Source organism: Candidatus Atribacteria bacterium (assembly GCA_011056645.1).
GTDB lineage: Bacteria > Atribacterota > Phoenicimicrobiia > Phoenicimicrobiales > Phoenicimicrobiaceae > Sediminicultor > Sediminicultor quartus.
On record DSEL01000225.1, the window covers coordinates 1 to 17,674 of the forward strand.

The 17,674-nt window shown below is 35.2% G+C and carries 16 protein-coding genes; 14 read left to right on the forward strand and 2 right to left on the reverse strand.

What is annotated here, in order from left to right; translation table 11 throughout:
- The first annotated feature begins 254 nt into the window (after positions 1–254).
- The 3 genes from yddG to ENO17_10190 all read left to right on the forward strand — a co-directional run bounded on the left by yddG (position 255) and on the right by ENO17_10190 (position 5,665).
- Positions 255–1,193 (forward strand): aromatic amino acid efflux DMT transporter YddG, encoded by a 939-nt coding sequence (yddG, locus tag ENO17_10180; GenBank protein ID HER25399.1) that lies wholly within the window; start codon positions 255–257, stop codon positions 1,191–1,193.
- Positions 1,194–1,313: 120 nt separating this feature from the next.
- The gene (locus tag ENO17_10185; GenBank protein ID HER25400.1) at positions 1,314–1,970 is read left to right on the forward strand and encodes a class II aldolase/adducin family protein; all 657 of its coding nucleotides are present in this window, start codon (positions 1,314–1,316) and stop codon (positions 1,968–1,970) included.
- Between the two features lie 26 nt (positions 1,971–1,996).
- Positions 1,997–5,665: a PAS domain S-box protein gene (locus ENO17_10190; GenBank protein HER25401.1), complete on the forward strand. Its 3,669-nt coding sequence runs from the start codon at positions 1,997–1,999 to the stop codon at positions 5,663–5,665.
- 151 nt (positions 5,666–5,816) lie between these two features.
- Here ENO17_10190 and ENO17_10195 read toward each other — a convergent pair whose 3' ends face one another.
- Both ENO17_10195 and ENO17_10200 read right to left on the reverse strand, forming a co-directional pair.
- Positions 5,817–6,770, reverse strand: coding sequence for a diacylglycerol kinase family lipid kinase (locus ENO17_10195; GenBank protein HER25402.1), 954 nt, complete (start codon positions 6,768–6,770; stop codon positions 5,817–5,819).
- Complete coding sequence (locus tag ENO17_10200) at positions 6,749–8,416, reverse strand: carbon-nitrogen hydrolase family protein (protein ID HER25403.1); 1,668 nt, start codon at positions 8,414–8,416, stop codon at positions 6,749–6,751. The genes ENO17_10195 and ENO17_10200 overlap by 22 nt, the downstream gene beginning before the upstream one ends.
- A gap of 139 nt (positions 8,417–8,555) precedes the next feature.
- On the opposite strand from ENO17_10200, the gene ENO17_10205 reads away from it, so the two are divergent.
- The 11 genes from ENO17_10205 (at position 8,556) to ENO17_10255 (ending at position 17,480) form a co-directional block, all read left to right on the forward strand.
- Complete coding sequence (locus tag ENO17_10205; protein ID HER25404.1) at positions 8,556–9,089, forward strand: N-acetyltransferase; 534 nt, start codon at positions 8,556–8,558, stop codon at positions 9,087–9,089.
- A gap of 62 nt (positions 9,090–9,151) precedes the next feature.
- Positions 9,152–10,489, forward strand: a complete 1,338-nt coding sequence (locus ENO17_10210) for a replication-associated recombination protein A (protein ID HER25405.1) — start codon at positions 9,152–9,154, stop codon at positions 10,487–10,489.
- A gap of 9 nt (positions 10,490–10,498) precedes the next feature.
- A complete protein-coding gene (locus tag ENO17_10215; GenBank protein ID HER25406.1) occupies positions 10,499–11,386 on the forward strand; it encodes a HesA/MoeB/ThiF family protein in 888 nt (295 codons plus the stop codon).
- Positions 11,387–11,427: 41 nt separating this feature from the next.
- Entirely contained in the window at positions 11,428–12,567 is a 1,140-nt protein-coding gene (locus ENO17_10220) for a D-alanine--D-alanine ligase (GenBank protein ID HER25407.1), read from the forward strand.
- Positions 12,568–12,605: 38 nt separating this feature from the next.
- A complete protein-coding gene (locus tag ENO17_10225; protein ID HER25408.1) occupies positions 12,606–13,175 on the forward strand; it encodes a nitroreductase family protein in 570 nt (189 codons plus the stop codon).
- Between the two features lie 129 nt (positions 13,176–13,304).
- Positions 13,305–13,721, forward strand: coding sequence for a nickel-responsive transcriptional regulator NikR (gene nikR, locus ENO17_10230; protein ID HER25409.1), 417 nt, complete (start codon positions 13,305–13,307; stop codon positions 13,719–13,721).
- 259 nt (positions 13,722–13,980) lie between these two features.
- Complete coding sequence (locus ENO17_10235) at positions 13,981–14,766, forward strand: DUF4198 domain-containing protein (protein ID HER25410.1); 786 nt, start codon at positions 13,981–13,983, stop codon at positions 14,764–14,766.
- A gap of 21 nt (positions 14,767–14,787) precedes the next feature.
- Positions 14,788–15,387: a cobalt transporter CbiM gene (gene cbiM, locus ENO17_10240; protein ID HER25411.1), complete on the forward strand. Its 600-nt coding sequence runs from the start codon at positions 14,788–14,790 to the stop codon at positions 15,385–15,387.
- A gap of 41 nt (positions 15,388–15,428) precedes the next feature.
- Positions 15,429–16,031, forward strand: coding sequence for a hypothetical protein (locus tag ENO17_10245; protein ID HER25412.1), 603 nt, complete (start codon positions 15,429–15,431; stop codon positions 16,029–16,031).
- Positions 16,032–16,059: 28 nt separating this feature from the next.
- Positions 16,060–16,803 carry a cobalt ECF transporter T component CbiQ gene (cbiQ, locus tag ENO17_10250; protein ID HER25413.1) on the forward strand — a complete coding sequence of 248 codons (744 nt, stop codon included), beginning with the start codon at positions 16,060–16,062 and terminating at the stop codon, positions 16,801–16,803.
- Positions 16,800–17,480, forward strand: coding sequence for an ABC transporter ATP-binding protein (locus tag ENO17_10255; protein HER25414.1), 681 nt, complete (start codon positions 16,800–16,802; stop codon positions 17,478–17,480). Before cbiQ ends, ENO17_10255 begins: the two co-directional genes overlap by 4 nt.
- The last annotated feature ends 194 nt before the right edge of the window (positions 17,481–17,674 follow it).

Below are 17,674 nucleotides of genomic sequence, written 5' to 3' on the forward strand. Positions count from 1 at the left end.
AAGTCAAGTAAAAAGTAATAATATTTATATAAAAGTTAATATTATTAAGATAAAAGATAGAAAATATACTCTTCCAATATATATATAGTTAATTCTATTTTTTGTTGTAGCCTTCTTTTTTCTTTTCCTGTACGTGATACAATATAGAATATATTAAATTGTTTTCTTGCAATTAGATTTTTATTTAAGTAGAATAAACATGTTTATTCCAGGATAAATAATTGATCACCTTGAAAGTTTGTAGGAAAGGTAATTTGAAAATGGATCTTTCTCGAGAGAATTTAAATACTATATTCGGCATATTGGCTATATTGCTTTGGGGAACTACCATTGCTTTTTCCCGAAGCTTGGCAGAGCAGTTAGGACCCATAACTGCAGCTTCCTGGATCTATATGCTGAGTGGCATCTGGAGTTGTATTTACCTATTTAGTAAAACTGAGAGGATCAAAAAAACTCTTCAACTTCCCTTATCTTATTTAATCGGTTGTGGAATTATATTTGTCTTTTATATGGTTTGCCTTTATCTCGCCGTGGGATTAGCTTTTAGCCGCGAACAGGTTATTGAAGTAAGCATTATTAACTATCTCTGGCCTGGTTTAACACTGGTTTTTTCTCTTCCTATTCTACATAAAAAAGGAAAAATAATGCTAATTCCCGGTATAATTATTGCCTTTGTCGGATTTTATCTGGCTACCGTAAATAGTAGAATGTTTTCCTGGGAGACATTCAAAGGAAATTTCCAGGTAAATTATCTTCCTTATTTATTCGCTTTTATAGCTGCTATTTCCTGGGGACTCTATTCTAATTTGGTTCGCCGCTGGGCGGGTCATGTTGAGGTGGGCGCTGTCCCTCTCTTCTTATTGGCAACAGGATTAATCTTAACCACCATAAGGCTAATCTTTCCGGAAGAATCTTGCTGGACGCCGCGTGCTGTAGTAGAGCTTTTATATATGTCTGTCTTTCCTACTTTTTTGGCTTATACTTTCTGGGATAGAGCTATGCGGAAAGGTAATATTATATTGGTTGCTTCGCTTTCCTATTTTACTCCTCTACTTTCTATCATTGTCAGCTCTTTATACCTGCAGGTGGTAATTAAACCCACCCTTTGGATAGCCTGTGCTTTGGTTATTGCGGGAGCGATTGTTTGCAAATTTTCCATTATTGATAAAACTCAAGAAAAGTCTACCTTTTAATAAAATTAAATTTAATTGCCTATCTTAGCGCCATCCGGTAATTTTTTTTGAAAAAAGGAAGAATTTGAGATATTATATACTATAAACAAAATTAAACAACAAAAATATAAGGACTTAAAGATGAAATTTGAAATATCCGAAAAATTTAAAAAAATGATAGTTGATGCCGGACGAGAATTATACCAGCAGAATTTAACCATCGGAACCTGGGGGAATATTAGTATTTTAGATCCCGAAACTGGTCTGGTTTACATTAAACCAAGCGGTATGGATTACCATGAAATTTCCCCCGAGGACATCATAGTAGTTGATCAGGAAGGTAAAACGATCGAGGGGATTAGGAAACCCTCTATTGAGATGCCTATGCATCTTTCCGTGTACCACACCAGGAAAGATGTAGGTGCAATAGTACATTATCATCCCATTTATTCCAGTGTGTTAGCAGTAACAGGGTTCAGTCTTCCGGGAATTTGTGAGGATTTTGTCCAGATAGTAGGGGAAAAAGTTTTATGTGCGAAATATGCTTTACCCGGATCAGATGAATTAGCCAAAAATGCAGTAGTAGGTTTAGGCAATAGAAATGCAGTTTTTCTTTTAAATCACGGAACTCTTTGTGTGGGTAGAGACATAAAAGAAGCAATGAAAGTTTGTTATGTGGTAGAAAAAACAGCCCATATTTATATCTTAAGTAAAAACCTGGGAAAGTGTAGAATAATCTCCAAAGAAGACATTAAGGTAATGCAAGATTTTACTAAAAAATCTTATGGAAAAGATTAAAAACATGAATTTTGTGGTGGGAATTTATGACCATTCGTAACAAAACATTAGTTATCATTGTTATAATATTTATTATGTTGATTGTTGGATTATATTTCATTCTGGGAAGTGTTTTTCAGCAGGGCTTTATTCGAATAGAAGACAAAGAAGCTCATGACAATGTTAAGCAAGTGGTAAATATTTTATCTCGCGAGATCGATATTTTGGACATCTTTAATCGGGATTGGTCATCTTGGGATGATACCTATACTTTCATTGAAGACTCCAATGAGGAATATATAAAGTCAAACCTTCTAAATTCAACTTTCATAGGAGGGAGACTTAATTTAATTATATTTATTAATTCTTCCAACCAGATTGTATTTGGAAAAGCATTTGATTTAGAGGAAGAACGAGAAATAGCAATTCCTGTGGATTTACAGAAACATCTTCTTTCCGAAAGCCTCCTTACTAAACCTACTGATGTCGATAATAGTGTTAAAGGAATTATCCTCCTTTCAAAATCTCCTATGCTTATTTCTTCACGGCCAATACTTACCAGTGAAGATGGAGGTCCTATCCGGGGAGCATTAATTATGGGGCGCTACTTTGATTCCACGGAAATCGAACGTCTTAGCCAAATAAGCAATCTTTCTATTGAGATTCAAAAATTTAATGATCCCCAAGCTCCCCTCGATTTTAAAAAAGCCTTTTCTATCCTGCCTGAAGAACCAATATTTAACCAAACATTGACTGATGAATTAATAGCAGGATATGCTTTAATAAGGGATATCTATGGGAAACCTATCCTGGTTTTAAGGATCGATATCCCCCGGGAAATTTATAGACAAAGTCTGATTTCCAGACGTTATTTAATCTTTTCCATTCTGGTAATAGCCTTAATATTTAGCTTATTGATCTTTTTTCTTTTGCAGCGATTAGTTCTTTTCCCTATGGCACAGATGAATAAATATTTAGATATTGTTACCTCGACTAAAGACCTATCTTTCCGTATCCCTTTAAAAGGGAAAGATGAAATAGCAAAACTTTCCGATACCATTAACCTCATGCTCGAAAAATTAGAAGCGTCAAGAAAAGAATTGTGGGATAGCAGGGAACTCTATAAAAATTTATTTAATAATATGCCCGGGGCATTTTATCGTGCAAATAAAGAAGGAAATGTTCTGGTGATAAATCCTCCCGGAGCTAAATTATTGGGTTTTGATTCACCGGAAGAGATTTCCGGAAAAAATATTGCTCAAGATTTATATTATAACCCTGAAAATAGAAAAAGATTTTTAGAAGAATTGAAAAAGAGAAAAGGGAGCGTTAAAAATTATGAAGTAATCCTAAAAAAGAGAGATGATACCCCGATTATTGTCTCTACTTCCAGCCATTACTATTATGATAAAGAAGGGAATATTGCTGGAGTGGAAGGTATTTTTGTGGATATTTCCGAACGCGTTGAACATGAAAAAATTCAGCAGGTCTTATACAATATCTCTAAGACTGCCAATTCCCCTGTTTCTCTTAATCAACTTTATCGATCTATCCATCAAGAATTAGGTACTATCATTAACGCCAATAATTTTCATCTTGCCTTGCTCAACCAAGATGAAAATAGAATAGATTATGATTATTTTGTGGATGAGAAAGATGATCACTCTGTTGTTTTGAAAAATGATAATACTGGTTCACTTTCTGCGTATGTGACCAAGACCGGCCAGCCTCTCTTGGTCAACCGTGTGCAGATCGATAAAATGATTGAGAAAGGGGAATTAATTCAGTCTCATTTGGGCACTTTAACCGAAAATACTCTTTGGTTAGGAGTTCCTCTAAAAATAGAAGGTAAAGTAATTGGAACAATGGCTGTTTTAACTTACACTAATCCCCATCTCTATTCTGAAAAAGATATCAAACTGATGGAATTTACATCTTATCAGATAGCTACTGCCATAAAACGAAAACAAGACGAAGAAGCCCTCTATAGAAGCGAGCAGGAGTTTGCCAGCCTTTTTAATCACTCTCCGGAGGCTTTAGTTTATGAAGATGTGAAATCTAATATTATAAATATAAATCCCCGCTTTACCGAACTTTTTGGGTATACCTTGAAAGAATTAAAGGGTAAAAATTTAGATGAAGGGATGATCCACCCTGAAGATAAAAAAGAAGAAGGCTTAAGGCTTGCTCAAAATCTTACAGGCTTCTCTGACTATGAAACCGTTAGAAAGAAAAAAAATGGTACCTTAATCCAGGTATCTATATCTACCTCTCCAGTGATGATTGATAATAAACTGAGAGGGTTTATAACTTCATATAAAGATATCACCGAACGTAAGAAAACCGAAGAAACTTTAAAGAAAAGCGAGCAGGAGTTTGCCAGCCTTTTTAGAAATAGCCCAGAGGCTTTGATCTATGTTAATGACAAGAGCAGTGTTTTAGATATTAATGCTCAATTTACTGAATTATTCGGATTTACTTTGGAAGAAATTAAAGGTAGAAACATTAATGATGGTATGATTCATCCCTCAGATAAGATAAAAGAAGCAAAAAATCTATATCAAAAATCATTATCCCACGGTTATTATCATTATGAATCGATTAGAAAAAAGAAAGATGGATCCCTCTTCCCGGTGATTATTTCCTGCTCTCCGGTAATCATTGAGGATAAACCTAAAGGGAGGATAATATCCTACCGAGATATTACTGAAATTAAAAAGGATGAAAAGCTACAACAAGTTTTATATAGTATCTCTAAAGCAGCAAATCTTTCGATATCGCTTGATCAGCTTTACCCCATCATTCATCAAGAATTAGGAACTATTATTGATACCTCAAATTTTTATATCGCCTTGATTAATCAGGAAGAGAGTAAATTATACTTTCCTTATCATTTTGATGAATTGGAAGATGATTTTAAACCCCAAAGCTTAGAGGAAAAATGCCTGACTTGTTATGTGGTTAAAAATAAACGCTCTATGCTCTTGAATTATGAAAAAATAAAAAAATTACAGGAAAATGGAGAATTATTAGATGCAGGAGTGATCACCAAAGATATCTTCTGGTTTGGAGTACCTTTAATGGTGGAAAATAAAGTGATAGGTGCTATGGCTATCCAAAGTTACCGCAGTCCCAATCCTTATTCCCAGAAGGATACAGCACTTTTAGAATTCGTCTCTTCCCAGGTAGCTACTGCTATAGAGAGGAAGAGAATGGAAGAGGAATTAAAAAGATTTGCCCACTATGACACCCTTACCGGAGCCTATAATAGGGGATATGGTTTAGAGCTTCTCCAAAGACAAATAAAAATGTCCAAAAGAGATAGATCGCCTTTATTATTGGCTTATAGTGATCTGGATAATCTGAAAGATATTAATGATAGATTTGGTCATGAAGAGGGAGATCTTGCTATGATAAAAGTAGCAAAACTCTTTAAATCTATCTTAAGGGAAGTAGATATTATCATTCGGATGGGAGGGGATGAATTTTTAGTCATTTTTTTGGATAGTTCCTTAAGGGAAATACCTATCATTAGAAAGAGATTAAGCCAGGAATTAACCCGATTAAATCAAATTTCCAAAAAACCTTATCAAGTAGAATTTAGCACAGGATTTTCTACTTATGATCCGGCTACTCCTATTGCTATAGATGAATTAATCAGAATAGCTGATGAAGAGATGTATGAAGATAAGAAAAGTAAAAACAAAGGAAGATAATCTATCTTAATTCACTAATTTGCCAATTCACCAATTAAAACAAACATTTCAAAAATTAGGTGAACCGAAATCCCGATTAGTCTCTAACTCTTTTTATGTGACTCGTTAATCATTACTGTATTTAAGTAGAATATTTTGTCTTTGTTACCTATCACTTATCACCTATTACCGTATTCTCGTCAGGGACAATCAATTTTAAACTTTTTGGATGAAGAGTTATAGAAAATTCCTTCTGACCCTCAATAACTTCTCCACTTACCTGAGCCAGAATTAGCTCGGAAGATTGAATAGTCACTTTTTTGGCTCTATAAAAATTTATTCCTTTAATACTTTCATGCGTACCTTTAAATACTTTAGGGATACTCATAAGATATTTAAGCCTTCCCATTTCTTCCACGGTACATATTTCTAATAAACCATCATCTAAAATAGCTTCCGGAGTTATTTTAAATCTACCTCCGTAGAATTTTCCGTTACTAATTGCTATAAATAGAATTTTAGAATGGATCTCTTGTCCATCGAATTTTATATTGACCTGATGGTAGTTAAAAGGAGAAAGGAGTTTTTTAATAGTAGCAAAGACATAAACAAATGCACTAAGAACGTGCAAATTAGGGTGTTTGCTTTTCATTTGATTGGCTAGCTGAGCCACTTCTGCGTCAAATCCCACCCCACAGATGTTAGCAAAATATATTTTTTCATTAATGATTCCTACATCTATTTCTTTAATCTTCCCTTGAATCAAAATTTTACATGCTTCGATGATATCTGAGGGAATGTGGGTACTTTTAATAAAATCATTAGCCCATCCTAAAGGGATTATTCCTAAAGGTGGATTATTTTTTGATTTCATAATTCCATTGACTATTTCATTGACTGTTCCGTCCCCACCTACTGATACAATGAGCTCTACGCCGTTATCAGCGGCTTTTTGAGCTAATTCCACTGCTTCTCCATGATAAGAAGTAGTACACACTTTGAAATTTAGCCCATTTTCCTTCAGATATTGTAAGACTGTATTTAAATATTTCTGAGGTTTTCCTCCACCTGCGGTCAAATTTACGATAAGTTCTGCTTTCAATTTTATTTCTCCTTTAGATGAAATTTATTTAATAAAATTTTATACGTGTCTGGTTTCCTATCTAAGATGGTATTAGTATGCGGGACGATATCTTTATTTCGAGAAAGCATAAGGTGAAGTGAAGAAAGACTAGCCTGTTCAGCTTTACCCAGGCAAGAGGTCAATATTTGTCCCGAAGGAGAGGTGATCAGGCTATGACCAGTGCTTTGATGGGAAATAGCATTGGAACAGGCGAGGAATATTTTGTTTTCTGCTCCCCTGCTGCGGCAGATATTTATCTGTCTATCATTACTAAATTTACTCGGCCAGATGATGATGTCTGCTCCTTTAAGGGTTAGAGTACGCGCTATTTCAGGAAATATTCCTTCATAGCCTATCATTACGCCCATATTACCATAAGTAGTTTTAAATACTGGAAGCCCCAAATCTCCAGGAGTAAAGAGCATCTTTTCTTCTCTTTCCAAATGAGTCTTTCGGTATTTTCCCCGAAGTGTACCTGATTCTATGAGATAAGTAGTTTTATAATAAGATTTATCTGTTTTTTCAACGATGGTAATTACACAGAGCGCTTTCCTATCTTCAGTTGTTTGTTTGATTTCATGGATAATCTCTTCTCCCTTTTCTGGGAAGTTAAAATTACACTCGGGGAAGATAATAATATCAGTTTCCTGTTCCAATAGATTATTTATAAAGAATTTTATCTTTTGAAGATATTTCTTAAAATTATCTTCCAGTTCTATTTGTACTACTGCGGTAAGCGGAATTGGGTTTTTGGGAGTAGTCTTTTTTTTCATCATAGAATAGATGGGTAAAGTATCGGTAGGTTGAATTAATTCGGCATATAATTCCGGTCTTCTATCATTAATTACATTAATTTGCTTATCGATAAATTTATCTAAAATTCCCTCAAGAGATATTTCATAAAAGAGGGTTTCTTCCTGGTCAGGAGAAACCATTTTGACTATCTGGCCATCAGGTGAAAAGATTGCACTTTTCCCACAATATAATATGCTCTTTGCTTCCATTCCCACTTTATTGGCAGCAATTATCCACACCCGATTTTCCAGGGCTCGGGTAGGGATCATGTAATCTACTTGAGGATTGGTAAGGCGCTCTGTTTCAAATCCTGAAGTGACCCAGTTGGTAAGGTCAAGTAAAATATCCGCTCCTTGCAAAGTCAAGCAACGGGCTATCTCGGGGAGTCGTCCATCAGCGCAGATGAACATCCCTATTTTTCCGAATTCGGTCTCAATTATTGGATATTCGTCACCTGCGCAGAACCAGTTAGAATCAAAATGCCAGAGGTAAGATTTTCGGAAGTGTCCGATCTCTTGACCTTCCGGGTTTATGAGTAAAGCAGAATTATAATAAATATTTTTATCTGGGTCAGTTTCTACTACTCCTATAGCTATGATGCATTTATATAGTTGAGCTCTTTTTTTCACCTCGGCAATTAATTCTAGAGTTGATTTCTGGAATTCAAAAGAGTTTTTCACGATAAGCGGGGAAATATAATAAGCCGGGTAAACGCATTCCGGTAAAACCATTAATTGAGGGTGTGAATCCGCTGCCCGATCAATCATTCTTAAAATATTTTCTTTATTTTCAAATCTGTCGTTATACTCTCGTGCGCTTACTTGAAGGCAAGCTACCTTTAATTTTTTTGTCATTCCTAAAATCCTCCTTCCTTTTCTATACTTTCTACAAAAAATTTAAAATTCCTGCTATAATAGAAAAAATAATTTATATTTTTAAAAGGTAAACTTTGGTGCCTGGCACTAAAGTTTACCTTTTGGGAAGAGGAAGGGTATGCTTCAAGGAAAATTAGTAAATTTAAGAGCGGTAGAAAAAGAAGACCTGGAAGAAATAATGAAATGGGTAAATGACCGGGAAATTACCAAGTATTTATCTGCTTTTCTATATCCCGTTTCTCGAGCGGAAGAAGAAAAGTTTTTAGAAAGAGCAATGAATCATCATGATACTGAGAAAAATCTGGTTATAGAAACCAAAGAGGGAAATTATATTGGCCAGGTAAGTTTACATAATATTGATTGGAAGAATAGGAATGCAGAATTAGGAATTGTAATTGGTAACAAAGAATATTGGGGCAAAGGTTATGGTACAGATGCCATAAAAATTCTAATCAATCATGCTTTTAATCAGATGAATTTGTATAAAGTATATCTTCGAGTCTTTGATTATAACCAAAGAGGTATAAAGTGCTACGAGAAATGTGGATTTCAGGAAGAGGGAAGGCTAAGAAAAGGTCAATTTTATGGCGGAAAATATTATGATATAATCTTGATGGGGATATTAAAAGGTGAGTTTGAAAATATTAAATAAGGGATTAGCGTAAAGTAAAGAGAATAGTTTGAAAATTTATTGAATATTTTGGCGGAATTTGCATGAATCTTTTTGAAAATTATAAAAAAAATAAAATGAATAACAGTGCTCCTCTGGCTGATAGAATCAGACCGGAAAAATTAGAAGATTTTTTGGGGCAGGAAAAGATTATTGGTCCGGGTAAGCCTTTACGTCAGGCAATCGAAGAAGATGAACTTCAATCGATTATTCTCTGGGGTCCGCCTGGTTCGGGGAAAACAACTTTAGCTCGAATTATCGCCAAAATAACTAAGACTCATTTTGTCCCTTTTAGTGCGGCTATTTCAGGTGTACCTGCCTTGAGAAAAATTATTAAAGAAGCACAAGACCGGCGAAAATATCAACAGCAAAGGACTATTTTATTTGTGGATGAAATTCATAGGTTTAATAAAGCACAACAGGATGCTTTTTTACCATATGTAGAAGATGGAACCATTATACTAATTGGAGCTACCACCGAAAATCCCTCTTTTGAGGTTATTTCTCCTCTTTTATCAAGGTCAACTGTTTATATATTAGAACCATTATCTCCGGATGATTTAAAAAATATTTTGGAAAAAGCCTTGCCGGACAAAGAAAAAGGTTTGGGAAAATATAAACTGAATTTAGAACCGGAAGTCTTAGATTTTATTGTTGAACTGGCGTATGGAGATGCGCGCATTGCTTTAAATATCCTGGAGTTTGCAGTGGTAACTACCAAACCAGATTCCCAGGGTATAAAAAATATAAATATTAAAATTATCGAAGAGGTAGTTCAAAAAAGGTGCCTTCGTTATGACAAGACCGGGGAAGAACATTATAATATTATCTCTGCCCTCCATAAGAGTATGCGCGATTCTGACCCTGATGCGGCTATTTACTGGGTAGCCCGTATGTTAGAAGCAGGAGAAAATCCCCTTTATGTTGCCCGGCGACTGGTGAGATTTGCCTCGGAAGACGTAGGAAATGCCGATCCTCAGGCATTATTGGTTGCAGTTTCAGCTATGCAAGCCGTCCATTTTTTGGGAATGCCTGAAGGAAATTTGGCTTTGGCTCAAACCGCTACCTATTTAGCCTGCGCTCCTAAGAGTAATGCCCTCTACAAGGGTTATCAACTCACCAAAGAAGACATTAAAAGATGGGGACCGCTACCGGTTCCACTAGTAATTCGCAATGCCCCGACCACTCTTATGAAAAATTTAGATTACGGAAAAGGTTATAAATATGCTCATCATTTTGAAGGGGGATATGTTGTTCAGGAACATCTCCCCAGGGAATTAAAAGGAAAAAAATATTATTTTCCGACCGATAGAGGATTTGAAAAAGAGATCAAACAAAGATTGGAAAAATTAAAGGTTAAATACAACAAAGATAATCATTAATAAAAAGGAATGAATCTCATGATAGAAAATATAGAAAATAAAAAGAAAGAGGCAATCCACAGGGAATTAGACAAAGTAAGAAAAGAAGGAACAAACTTTTCCGGAAAGAAATATTATCACATCTCACTAAAAGAAATAAAGAAAATTGCCCGTAAATTGCAAACTCGGTCCCGGGAAATAGAGATATTGGCTCTACAAAATGGTGTAATTCCTGAGCGTTATCACCGTAATTTGGGAATTCTAAGCCCTCTTGAACAGGTAAAAATGCTTCAATCAAAAGTAGCTATCATCGGAGCGGGTGGATTGGGAGGAACAGTATTGGAGCTTTTGGCCAGGATAGGAATTGGAAAACTGATCATTGCTGACCAAGATATAATGGTAGAAAGTAATCTAAATCGACAATTACTTTCTACCGAAAGCAATTTAGGGCAAAGTAAAATTGAGGTAGCAGTAAAAAGGGTAAAAAAAATAAATTCTTCTATTGAGATTGTTGGATATTCTATTTCCGTTGATTCGGATAACGTAAAAAGAATTATTGAAGGAGCAGAAGTAGTCATAGATGCTTTGGATAATCTTCCTTCACGTTTCGTACTACAAAAGGCTTGTAGAGATTTAAAGATTCCCCTAGTTCACGGTGCAATAGCGGGATTTAATGGCCAGCTTTCCACTATCTTTCCGGAGGATAAAGGATTAGAATTAATCTATGGCCGCAATAAAGATTTACCTGAACACGGCAGTGAGTTAGAATTGGGGGCTCCCACAATAACACCTGCCATGATTGCTTCTTGGGAAGCTCAAGAAGTGATTAAAATATTATTAAAAAGAGGTAAACTCTTTCGGAATAAGTTGCTATATTTTGATATTGAAGAAGGAATGATAGAGATTTTAAATTTGTAGGAATCTAATTTAGCAAAAAATATAAAAGGGAGTAATATAATATGGGCGAAAAAAAAATAAGAGTAGGACTCATTTTTGGAGGAAGGTCTGGAGAACATGAGGTTTCCTTTTGTTCCGCTACCTCAATTATTAAAGCAATAGATAAAGATAAATATACTATAGTGCCTATTGGTATTACCAAAGAAGGCAGATGGATTTCTCCCCAAGATTCTGAATTAGCTCTTCAAACCGGTAAAATAGAAGGGGAAAGTTCAGTGTTTTTATTGAATGATCCTTCCGGCAGTGCGCTAATTCGTACAGATAATAATCAAAGAGCAGATAAAAGTTTGACCTTAGAAAGAATAGACCTTATCTTCCCGATATTGCATGGTCCTTACGGAGAGGATGGGACCATACAGGGCTTCCTGGAGTTAGCGAATATTCCTTATGTAGGATCGGGAGTGGCATCCTCTTCAATTTCTATGGATAAAGATTTCATGAAGACTATATTTCAACAGCGGGGCTTGCCTATCTTAAAGTGGGTGACTATTAAGAGAAAAGAGTGGCAAAAAGATAAAGAAAAAATCTTGTCTTTAATTCAAGCTAAATTCGAATATCCTCTCTTTGTAAAACCGGCTAATTTGGGTTCTAGTGTAGGGATAACTAAAGTTCACAAAAAAGAAGAATTAGATGAAGCCATAGATTTAGCCTCTGCTTATGATAGAAAGATTTTAATTGAAGAAGGATTAGAGGAGGCAAGAGAGATAGAATGTGGCGTTTTGGGCAACGATGAACCTCTGGCTTCGGTAGTAGGAGAAGTCATCCCGGCAGGAGAATTTTACGATTATAATTCAAAATATATAGATGGGGGAACTCAATTAATTATTCCGGCAGAATTACCTGTTAATGTATCTAAAAAGGTTCAGGAAATTGCCTTGCATGCCTTTAAAGCGGTTGATGCTGTGGGGATGGCGCGGGTAGATTTCTTTGTCAGTAAAAAAGAAAATAAAATATATTTGAGCGAAATAAATACTATACCGGGTTTTACTTCGGTCAGTATGTACCCTCGTTTATGGGAGGCGAGTGGTGTTCCTTATTCTGAGCTGATTGACCGATTACTCCAGCTGGCTTTAGAAAGACACCAGGATAAAAACCAGAATAAAATATCCTACGACGAATCAAAACTTTTAAATAGACAATAGTAAAAATCTTATTTTATATTTAGAAAAGGAGTAGAGTAATGCTCAAAGATTTAATTAAAAAGAACAGAACATACAGAAGATATGATGAGAATTTTGAAATTAAAAGAAATGTTTTGGAGGAGTTGGTAGATTTAGCCAGGCTTTCAGCTTCTGCTTCCAACAGACAACCTTTAAAGTACATTTTATCCTGTGAAAAAAATAAAAATGACTTGATTTTTCCTACTTTAGCCTGGGCAGGCTATTTAAAGGATTGGCCCGGTCCCGCTGAAGGGGAACGACCTTCTGCTTATATTGTGATGTTAAACGATACGGAAATTATTAAAAACTATTGGTGTGATCCCGGCATTGCTGCTCAAAGTATTCTTTTGGGAGCAACCGAGAAAGGATTGGGAGGATGTATATTCGCTTCAGTAAAAAAAGATGAGCTAAGATCCGCCTTAAAAATTGATGAGAAATATGATATTTTATATGTATTGTCTATTGGCAAACCCAAAGAAAAGGTTGTGCTGGAAACAGTTGGCGCTGACGGAGATATCAAATATTGGCGGGATAGTCAGAGTGTTCATCATGTACCTAAAAGACCCCTGGAAGAAATTATCATCGATTAAAAGCAAAAAGGGGACAGGCTGCTTTATTTGTCTCCTATTTTTTTAAGAGATTTTTTAATTGACAGGGTAGGAACAGCGTGTTATTATTTTGAAAATAGTAATATCTGCTGATGACGAAGGTAGGAATTAATGTCTGAAATAGTCCGTTTTGGCGTATCTTTAGAAAAAACACTTTTAGAAAAATTTGATAGATTGGTAAAAGAAAAAAAATATCCCAACCGCTCGGAAGCAATAAGAGATTTGATCAGAGAAAATCTGGTGAGAAAAGAATGGATTGAAGGGAAAGAAGTAGCGGGAGCCATTACTTTAGTGTTCGATCACCATAAGAGGGAGCTGGTAAACACCTTAACCGATATTCAACATGATTTTCACCCCTTAATTATCTCCAGCCAGCATATTCACCTTGATCATGATAATTGTTTGGAGATAATAGTAGTAAGGGGAAAACCGATAGAAGTAAGAGGATTAGCGGATGAATTAAAATCAACCAAAGGTGTAAAATATGGGTCTTTGTCTATAGCTTCTACCGGAAAAGAACTGGTTTAAAAAGAAATTTAATTTTAGGTTTTAATTGGTCCGAGATTTAATCAAGGTTAGACAACCTATTTTTTTTGCCTTATCCGTAGCACGAAATTAAAAATAGTATATAGATAATTCAGTAATAAGTGATACGTAACGAGTAACGAGTTACAAGTTTAAGAGAGAAGTAGGGGCTTGATTTATTAAGCACGTAAAACTTGGGTCGAATAAATTCGACCCCTACATTAAAAATAATAGGACAATTAATATAATCCGGGAGGAAAATATGCAAAATTTAAAATTAAAAGTTGTTTTAATATTTTGTTTGGTGGTAATATTTCTATTTGGAAGCTTGATTTCAGCCAATGCTCATTTCGGAGTAATCATGCCTTCTGACGATATGATTACTATGACCGATAGCAAGAATATTAATCTTGAGATCAAGTTTATGCATCCCCTGGAAGGTGATTATATGAATATGGTTAAACCAGCTCAATTTGGGGTTATGCTTCAAGGCAAAAGGACAGATTTATTGGATACCCTTCAGGAGAAAAAAGTAAATGGCTGTTCGACCTGGCAAGCCGATTATAAGGTTAAACGTCCTGGAGATCATATATTTTATGTCGAACCTCAACCATACTGGGAACCAGCGGAAGATTGTTTCATTATTCACTATACTAAAGTAATGGTAAATTCTCTTGGCATGGAAGTAGGCTGGGACGAAGAGATAGGATTAAAAACTGAGATCATTCCCTTGACTCGGCCTTATGGCCTTTGGACCGGAAATGTTTTTCAGGGGATTGTAAAGGTTAATGGAAAAATAGCTCCTTTTACGGAAGTAGAAGTAGAATATTACAATCAAGATGGTAAGGTTAAATGCCCTGCTGACCCTATGATTACCCAGGTGATTAAAGCCGATCAGAATGGTGTATTTACTTATGCCATACCTAGAGCAGGCTGGTGGGGGTTTGCCGCCCTGAATGATGATATAGAGAAAATAAAACATGATGAAGAAGAAAAATCAGTGGAAATAGGAGCAGTCCTCTGGGTTAAAACTTATGATATGGAGTAAACAGATAGAAGGGAAATTTTTATGCATATTTCAGAAGGAATGTTATCTGCGCCAGTATTAGTTTCAGGCGCGGTTTTGACTGCTACAGCAGCAGGATATAGTTTAAAGAAGATGGAACACAAAGAAATACCCAAAGTAGCCATTCTGTCTTCTGTTTTTTTTGTAGCTTCTTTAATCCATGTTCCTATCGGTCCTTCAAGTGTGCATCTCGTTTTAAATGGGTTGACAGGGATATTATTGGGCTGGTCAGCTTATCCGGCAATATTGGTTGCTCTTACACTTCAGGCTATTCTTTTCCAGTTTGGAGGGATTACAACTTTGGGAGTCAATACCCTTAATATGGCTTTACCCGCAATTATTTGTTTCTATTTTTTTAATCAAGGAGTAAGAGGGAAAAATAATTTTTTTGCCCTGAGCTTAGCTTTTATTTGTGGTGTTTTATCAATATTACTAAGTGGGATCATGGTAGCGGCAACCTTGGTTTTTACCGGAGAACACTTTATACAGGTAGCCAAATTGTTAATTGTTACCCATCTTCCGGTAATGATTTTGGAAGGGGTACTCACTACATTTTGTATAGGGTTTATAAGGAAAGTTCGACCGGAAATATTAAATGTTTGATTACATAGATTTATTCAGTATATTTATAATGGAGAGATAAGATGAGAAACAAACTGTTTTTAATTTTGATATTGATATTTTTAATTATTATGATGGCAGATATTTCAAGCTTTGCCCATAAAGTCAATATCTTTGCCTATGTGGAAGCAGATAAAGTTATCACCGAGAGTTATTTTAATGATGGGAAAAAGTGTATGGATTCAAAGATTGAAGTATTGGATAGTAAGGGAAATAAACTCTTAGAAGGATTAACTGACGGGGAAGGAATGTTTTCTTTTAAGGTTCCTTCGGAAGGTTCATTGAGTGGAGATTTAATCTTGATTCTTACTGCAAGCATGGGACATCGAGCAGAATATATTATCCCGGTTAATGAACTAGGCGGAGATGTTGCAGGGTTAGCTAAAGAAAAATCTGAAGAACTTGCACCTAACATTTTTACTGAAGTTTCTTCCTTTGGTTTAAAAGAAATTCAATCACTAATCGAAGATACTTTGGATAAAAAATTGGAACCGATTATGAGAGAGATAATAAAGATTGAGAAATCTAAAACGGATAGCATTTCACCTCCCGAGATTGTCGGAGGTATTGGTTATATCATTGGTATCTTTGGAATAATTGCTTATTTTTTAAGTCGTAAAAGATAATTTAAAATAATGGTTTCAGGTGATCAATGTGATTAAAGAAAAATTTTCAGAAGGGGATTCTATCCTCCATAGCCTTGATCCACGAGTAAAAATTATCGTTGCCCTACTCTTTTCAGTTATGGTTGCGGTTAGCGAAAAATATACTTCATTATCAGGTGCTTTATTATTTGCTATAGGGACAGTGGCACTTACTGGCTTAAGGACAAAAGAAATCATTTCTCGTCTTTTTATGGTGAACAGTTTTATCTTTTTACTATGGTTGATGCTCCCTTTTACCTTCCCCGGAAAAAATATTTATACTTTAGGTTCGTTAAATATTTCTCAGGAAGGTATCCGATATGCCCTCTTAATTACTATAAAATCCAACTCTATTATTTTATCTGGAATTGCTCTTCTTTCTACTTCTTCGATATTTAATCTGATTCATGCTTTGCGTCATCTATACTTCCCTGATAAGCTAACTCAGTTGTTTTTCTTTACTTATCGTTATGCTCAAACGATTCACTCCGAATACATCAGATTAAATAATGCAATAAAAATAAGGGGTTTTAAAGCCCAGACTAATTTTCATACTTACCGGACTTATGCCTATTTAGTGGGGATGATGTTAGTTAGGAGTTATGACCGCTCCCAAAGAGTCTATCAAGCTATGCTTTGCCGCGGGTTCAAGGGAAAATTTTGGACTTTAAATCATTTTGTATTTAAAAAATCTGATCTTGTAACGGGAGCGATAATGATAAGCGGTATTATTGGATTGGTGTTATTGCCATGAAGAAAAGAGAGAATGAAGCTGTAATCAAAATGGCTGACCTTTCCTTTGCTTATCCCTCCAGGGATTATGTATTTAAAAAATTAAATTTTAATTTTTTTCAAGGAGAAAGGATAGGTTTGGTTGGATCAAATGGGAGTGGAAAAACCACGCTTTTCCATCTTATGATGGGACTTTTACATCCAGCAGAAGGCAAGATTGAAATATTTGGAAAAGAGCGAAAAACAGAGAATGATTTTATAGAAGTTAGGGAAAGAATTGGCCTGGTATTTCAAGACCCCGATGATCAATTATTCAGCCCTACTGTAGCCGAGGATATCGCTTTTGGGCCTCTAAATTTAAGAAAAAATCAAAAAGAGACCCAAAAAATACTGAAAGAAACTCTGGAGGCTCTGAGTTTATCGGGTTTTGAGAATAGGATTACTTATAATCTTTCTTATGGAGAAAAAAGATTAGTTTCCCTGGCCACGGTATGGGCTATGCAGCCAGAGGTCTTATTATTGGATGAACCTACTATCTGGCTTGATGAGGAAACTATCGCTAAAATAGTTCAAATTTTAAACAGCCAACCCCATTTATCTTATATAATTATCTCTCATGATAAACAATTCCTGAAAAAGACCACCGATAGTATTTATTTGTTAAACAAGGGAAAGATAGATAGAACGTTGTTTTTATAGATATCATCCCTTTATTTTCTAAAAATTTTATCTTCTCTTATTTTTTATATTATTTTTGTTTTTAAAATATCTTTGTTATAATGAAAATCAAACGAAGATAAATAAGATAGCTAAAGACAAATTATTATAATAATACAATTAGCCGTAAAAAGAGATATTTTACCGAACTTTGCGATAAAAATAATAACTAAAGC

Excerpts from the sequence above, each read along its gene's own strand:
- ENO17_10185 (HER25400.1), top strand. The coding sequence starts at position 1,314 with ATGAAATTTGAAATATCCGAAAAATTTAAAAAAATGATAGTTGATGCC.
- ENO17_10190 (HER25401.1), top strand. The coding sequence starts at position 1,997 with ATGACCATTCGTAACAAAACATTAGTTATCATTGTTATAATATTTATT.
- ENO17_10200 (HER25403.1), bottom strand. The coding sequence starts at position 8,416 with ATGACAAAAAAATTAAAGGTAGCTTGCCTTCAAGTAAGCGCACGAGAG.
- ENO17_10205 (HER25404.1), top strand. The coding sequence starts at position 8,556 with ATGCTTCAAGGAAAATTAGTAAATTTAAGAGCGGTAGAAAAAGAAGAC.
- ENO17_10210 (HER25405.1), top strand. The coding sequence starts at position 9,152 with ATGAATCTTTTTGAAAATTATAAAAAAAATAAAATGAATAACAGTGCT.
- ENO17_10215 (HER25406.1), top strand. The coding sequence starts at position 10,499 with ATGAATCTCATGATAGAAAATATAGAAAATAAAAAGAAAGAGGCAATC.
- ENO17_10220 (HER25407.1), top strand. The coding sequence starts at position 11,428 with ATGGGCGAAAAAAAAATAAGAGTAGGACTCATTTTTGGAGGAAGGTCT.
- ENO17_10225 (HER25408.1), top strand. The coding sequence starts at position 12,606 with ATGCTCAAAGATTTAATTAAAAAGAACAGAACATACAGAAGATATGAT.
- nikR (HER25409.1), top strand. The coding sequence starts at position 13,305 with ATGTCTGAAATAGTCCGTTTTGGCGTATCTTTAGAAAAAACACTTTTA.
- ENO17_10235 (HER25410.1), top strand. The coding sequence starts at position 13,981 with ATGCAAAATTTAAAATTAAAAGTTGTTTTAATATTTTGTTTGGTGGTA.
- cbiM (HER25411.1), top strand. The coding sequence starts at position 14,788 with ATGCATATTTCAGAAGGAATGTTATCTGCGCCAGTATTAGTTTCAGGC.
- ENO17_10245 (HER25412.1), top strand. The coding sequence starts at position 15,429 with ATGAGAAACAAACTGTTTTTAATTTTGATATTGATATTTTTAATTATT.
- ENO17_10255 (HER25414.1), top strand. The coding sequence starts at position 16,800 with ATGAAGAAAAGAGAGAATGAAGCTGTAATCAAAATGGCTGACCTTTCC.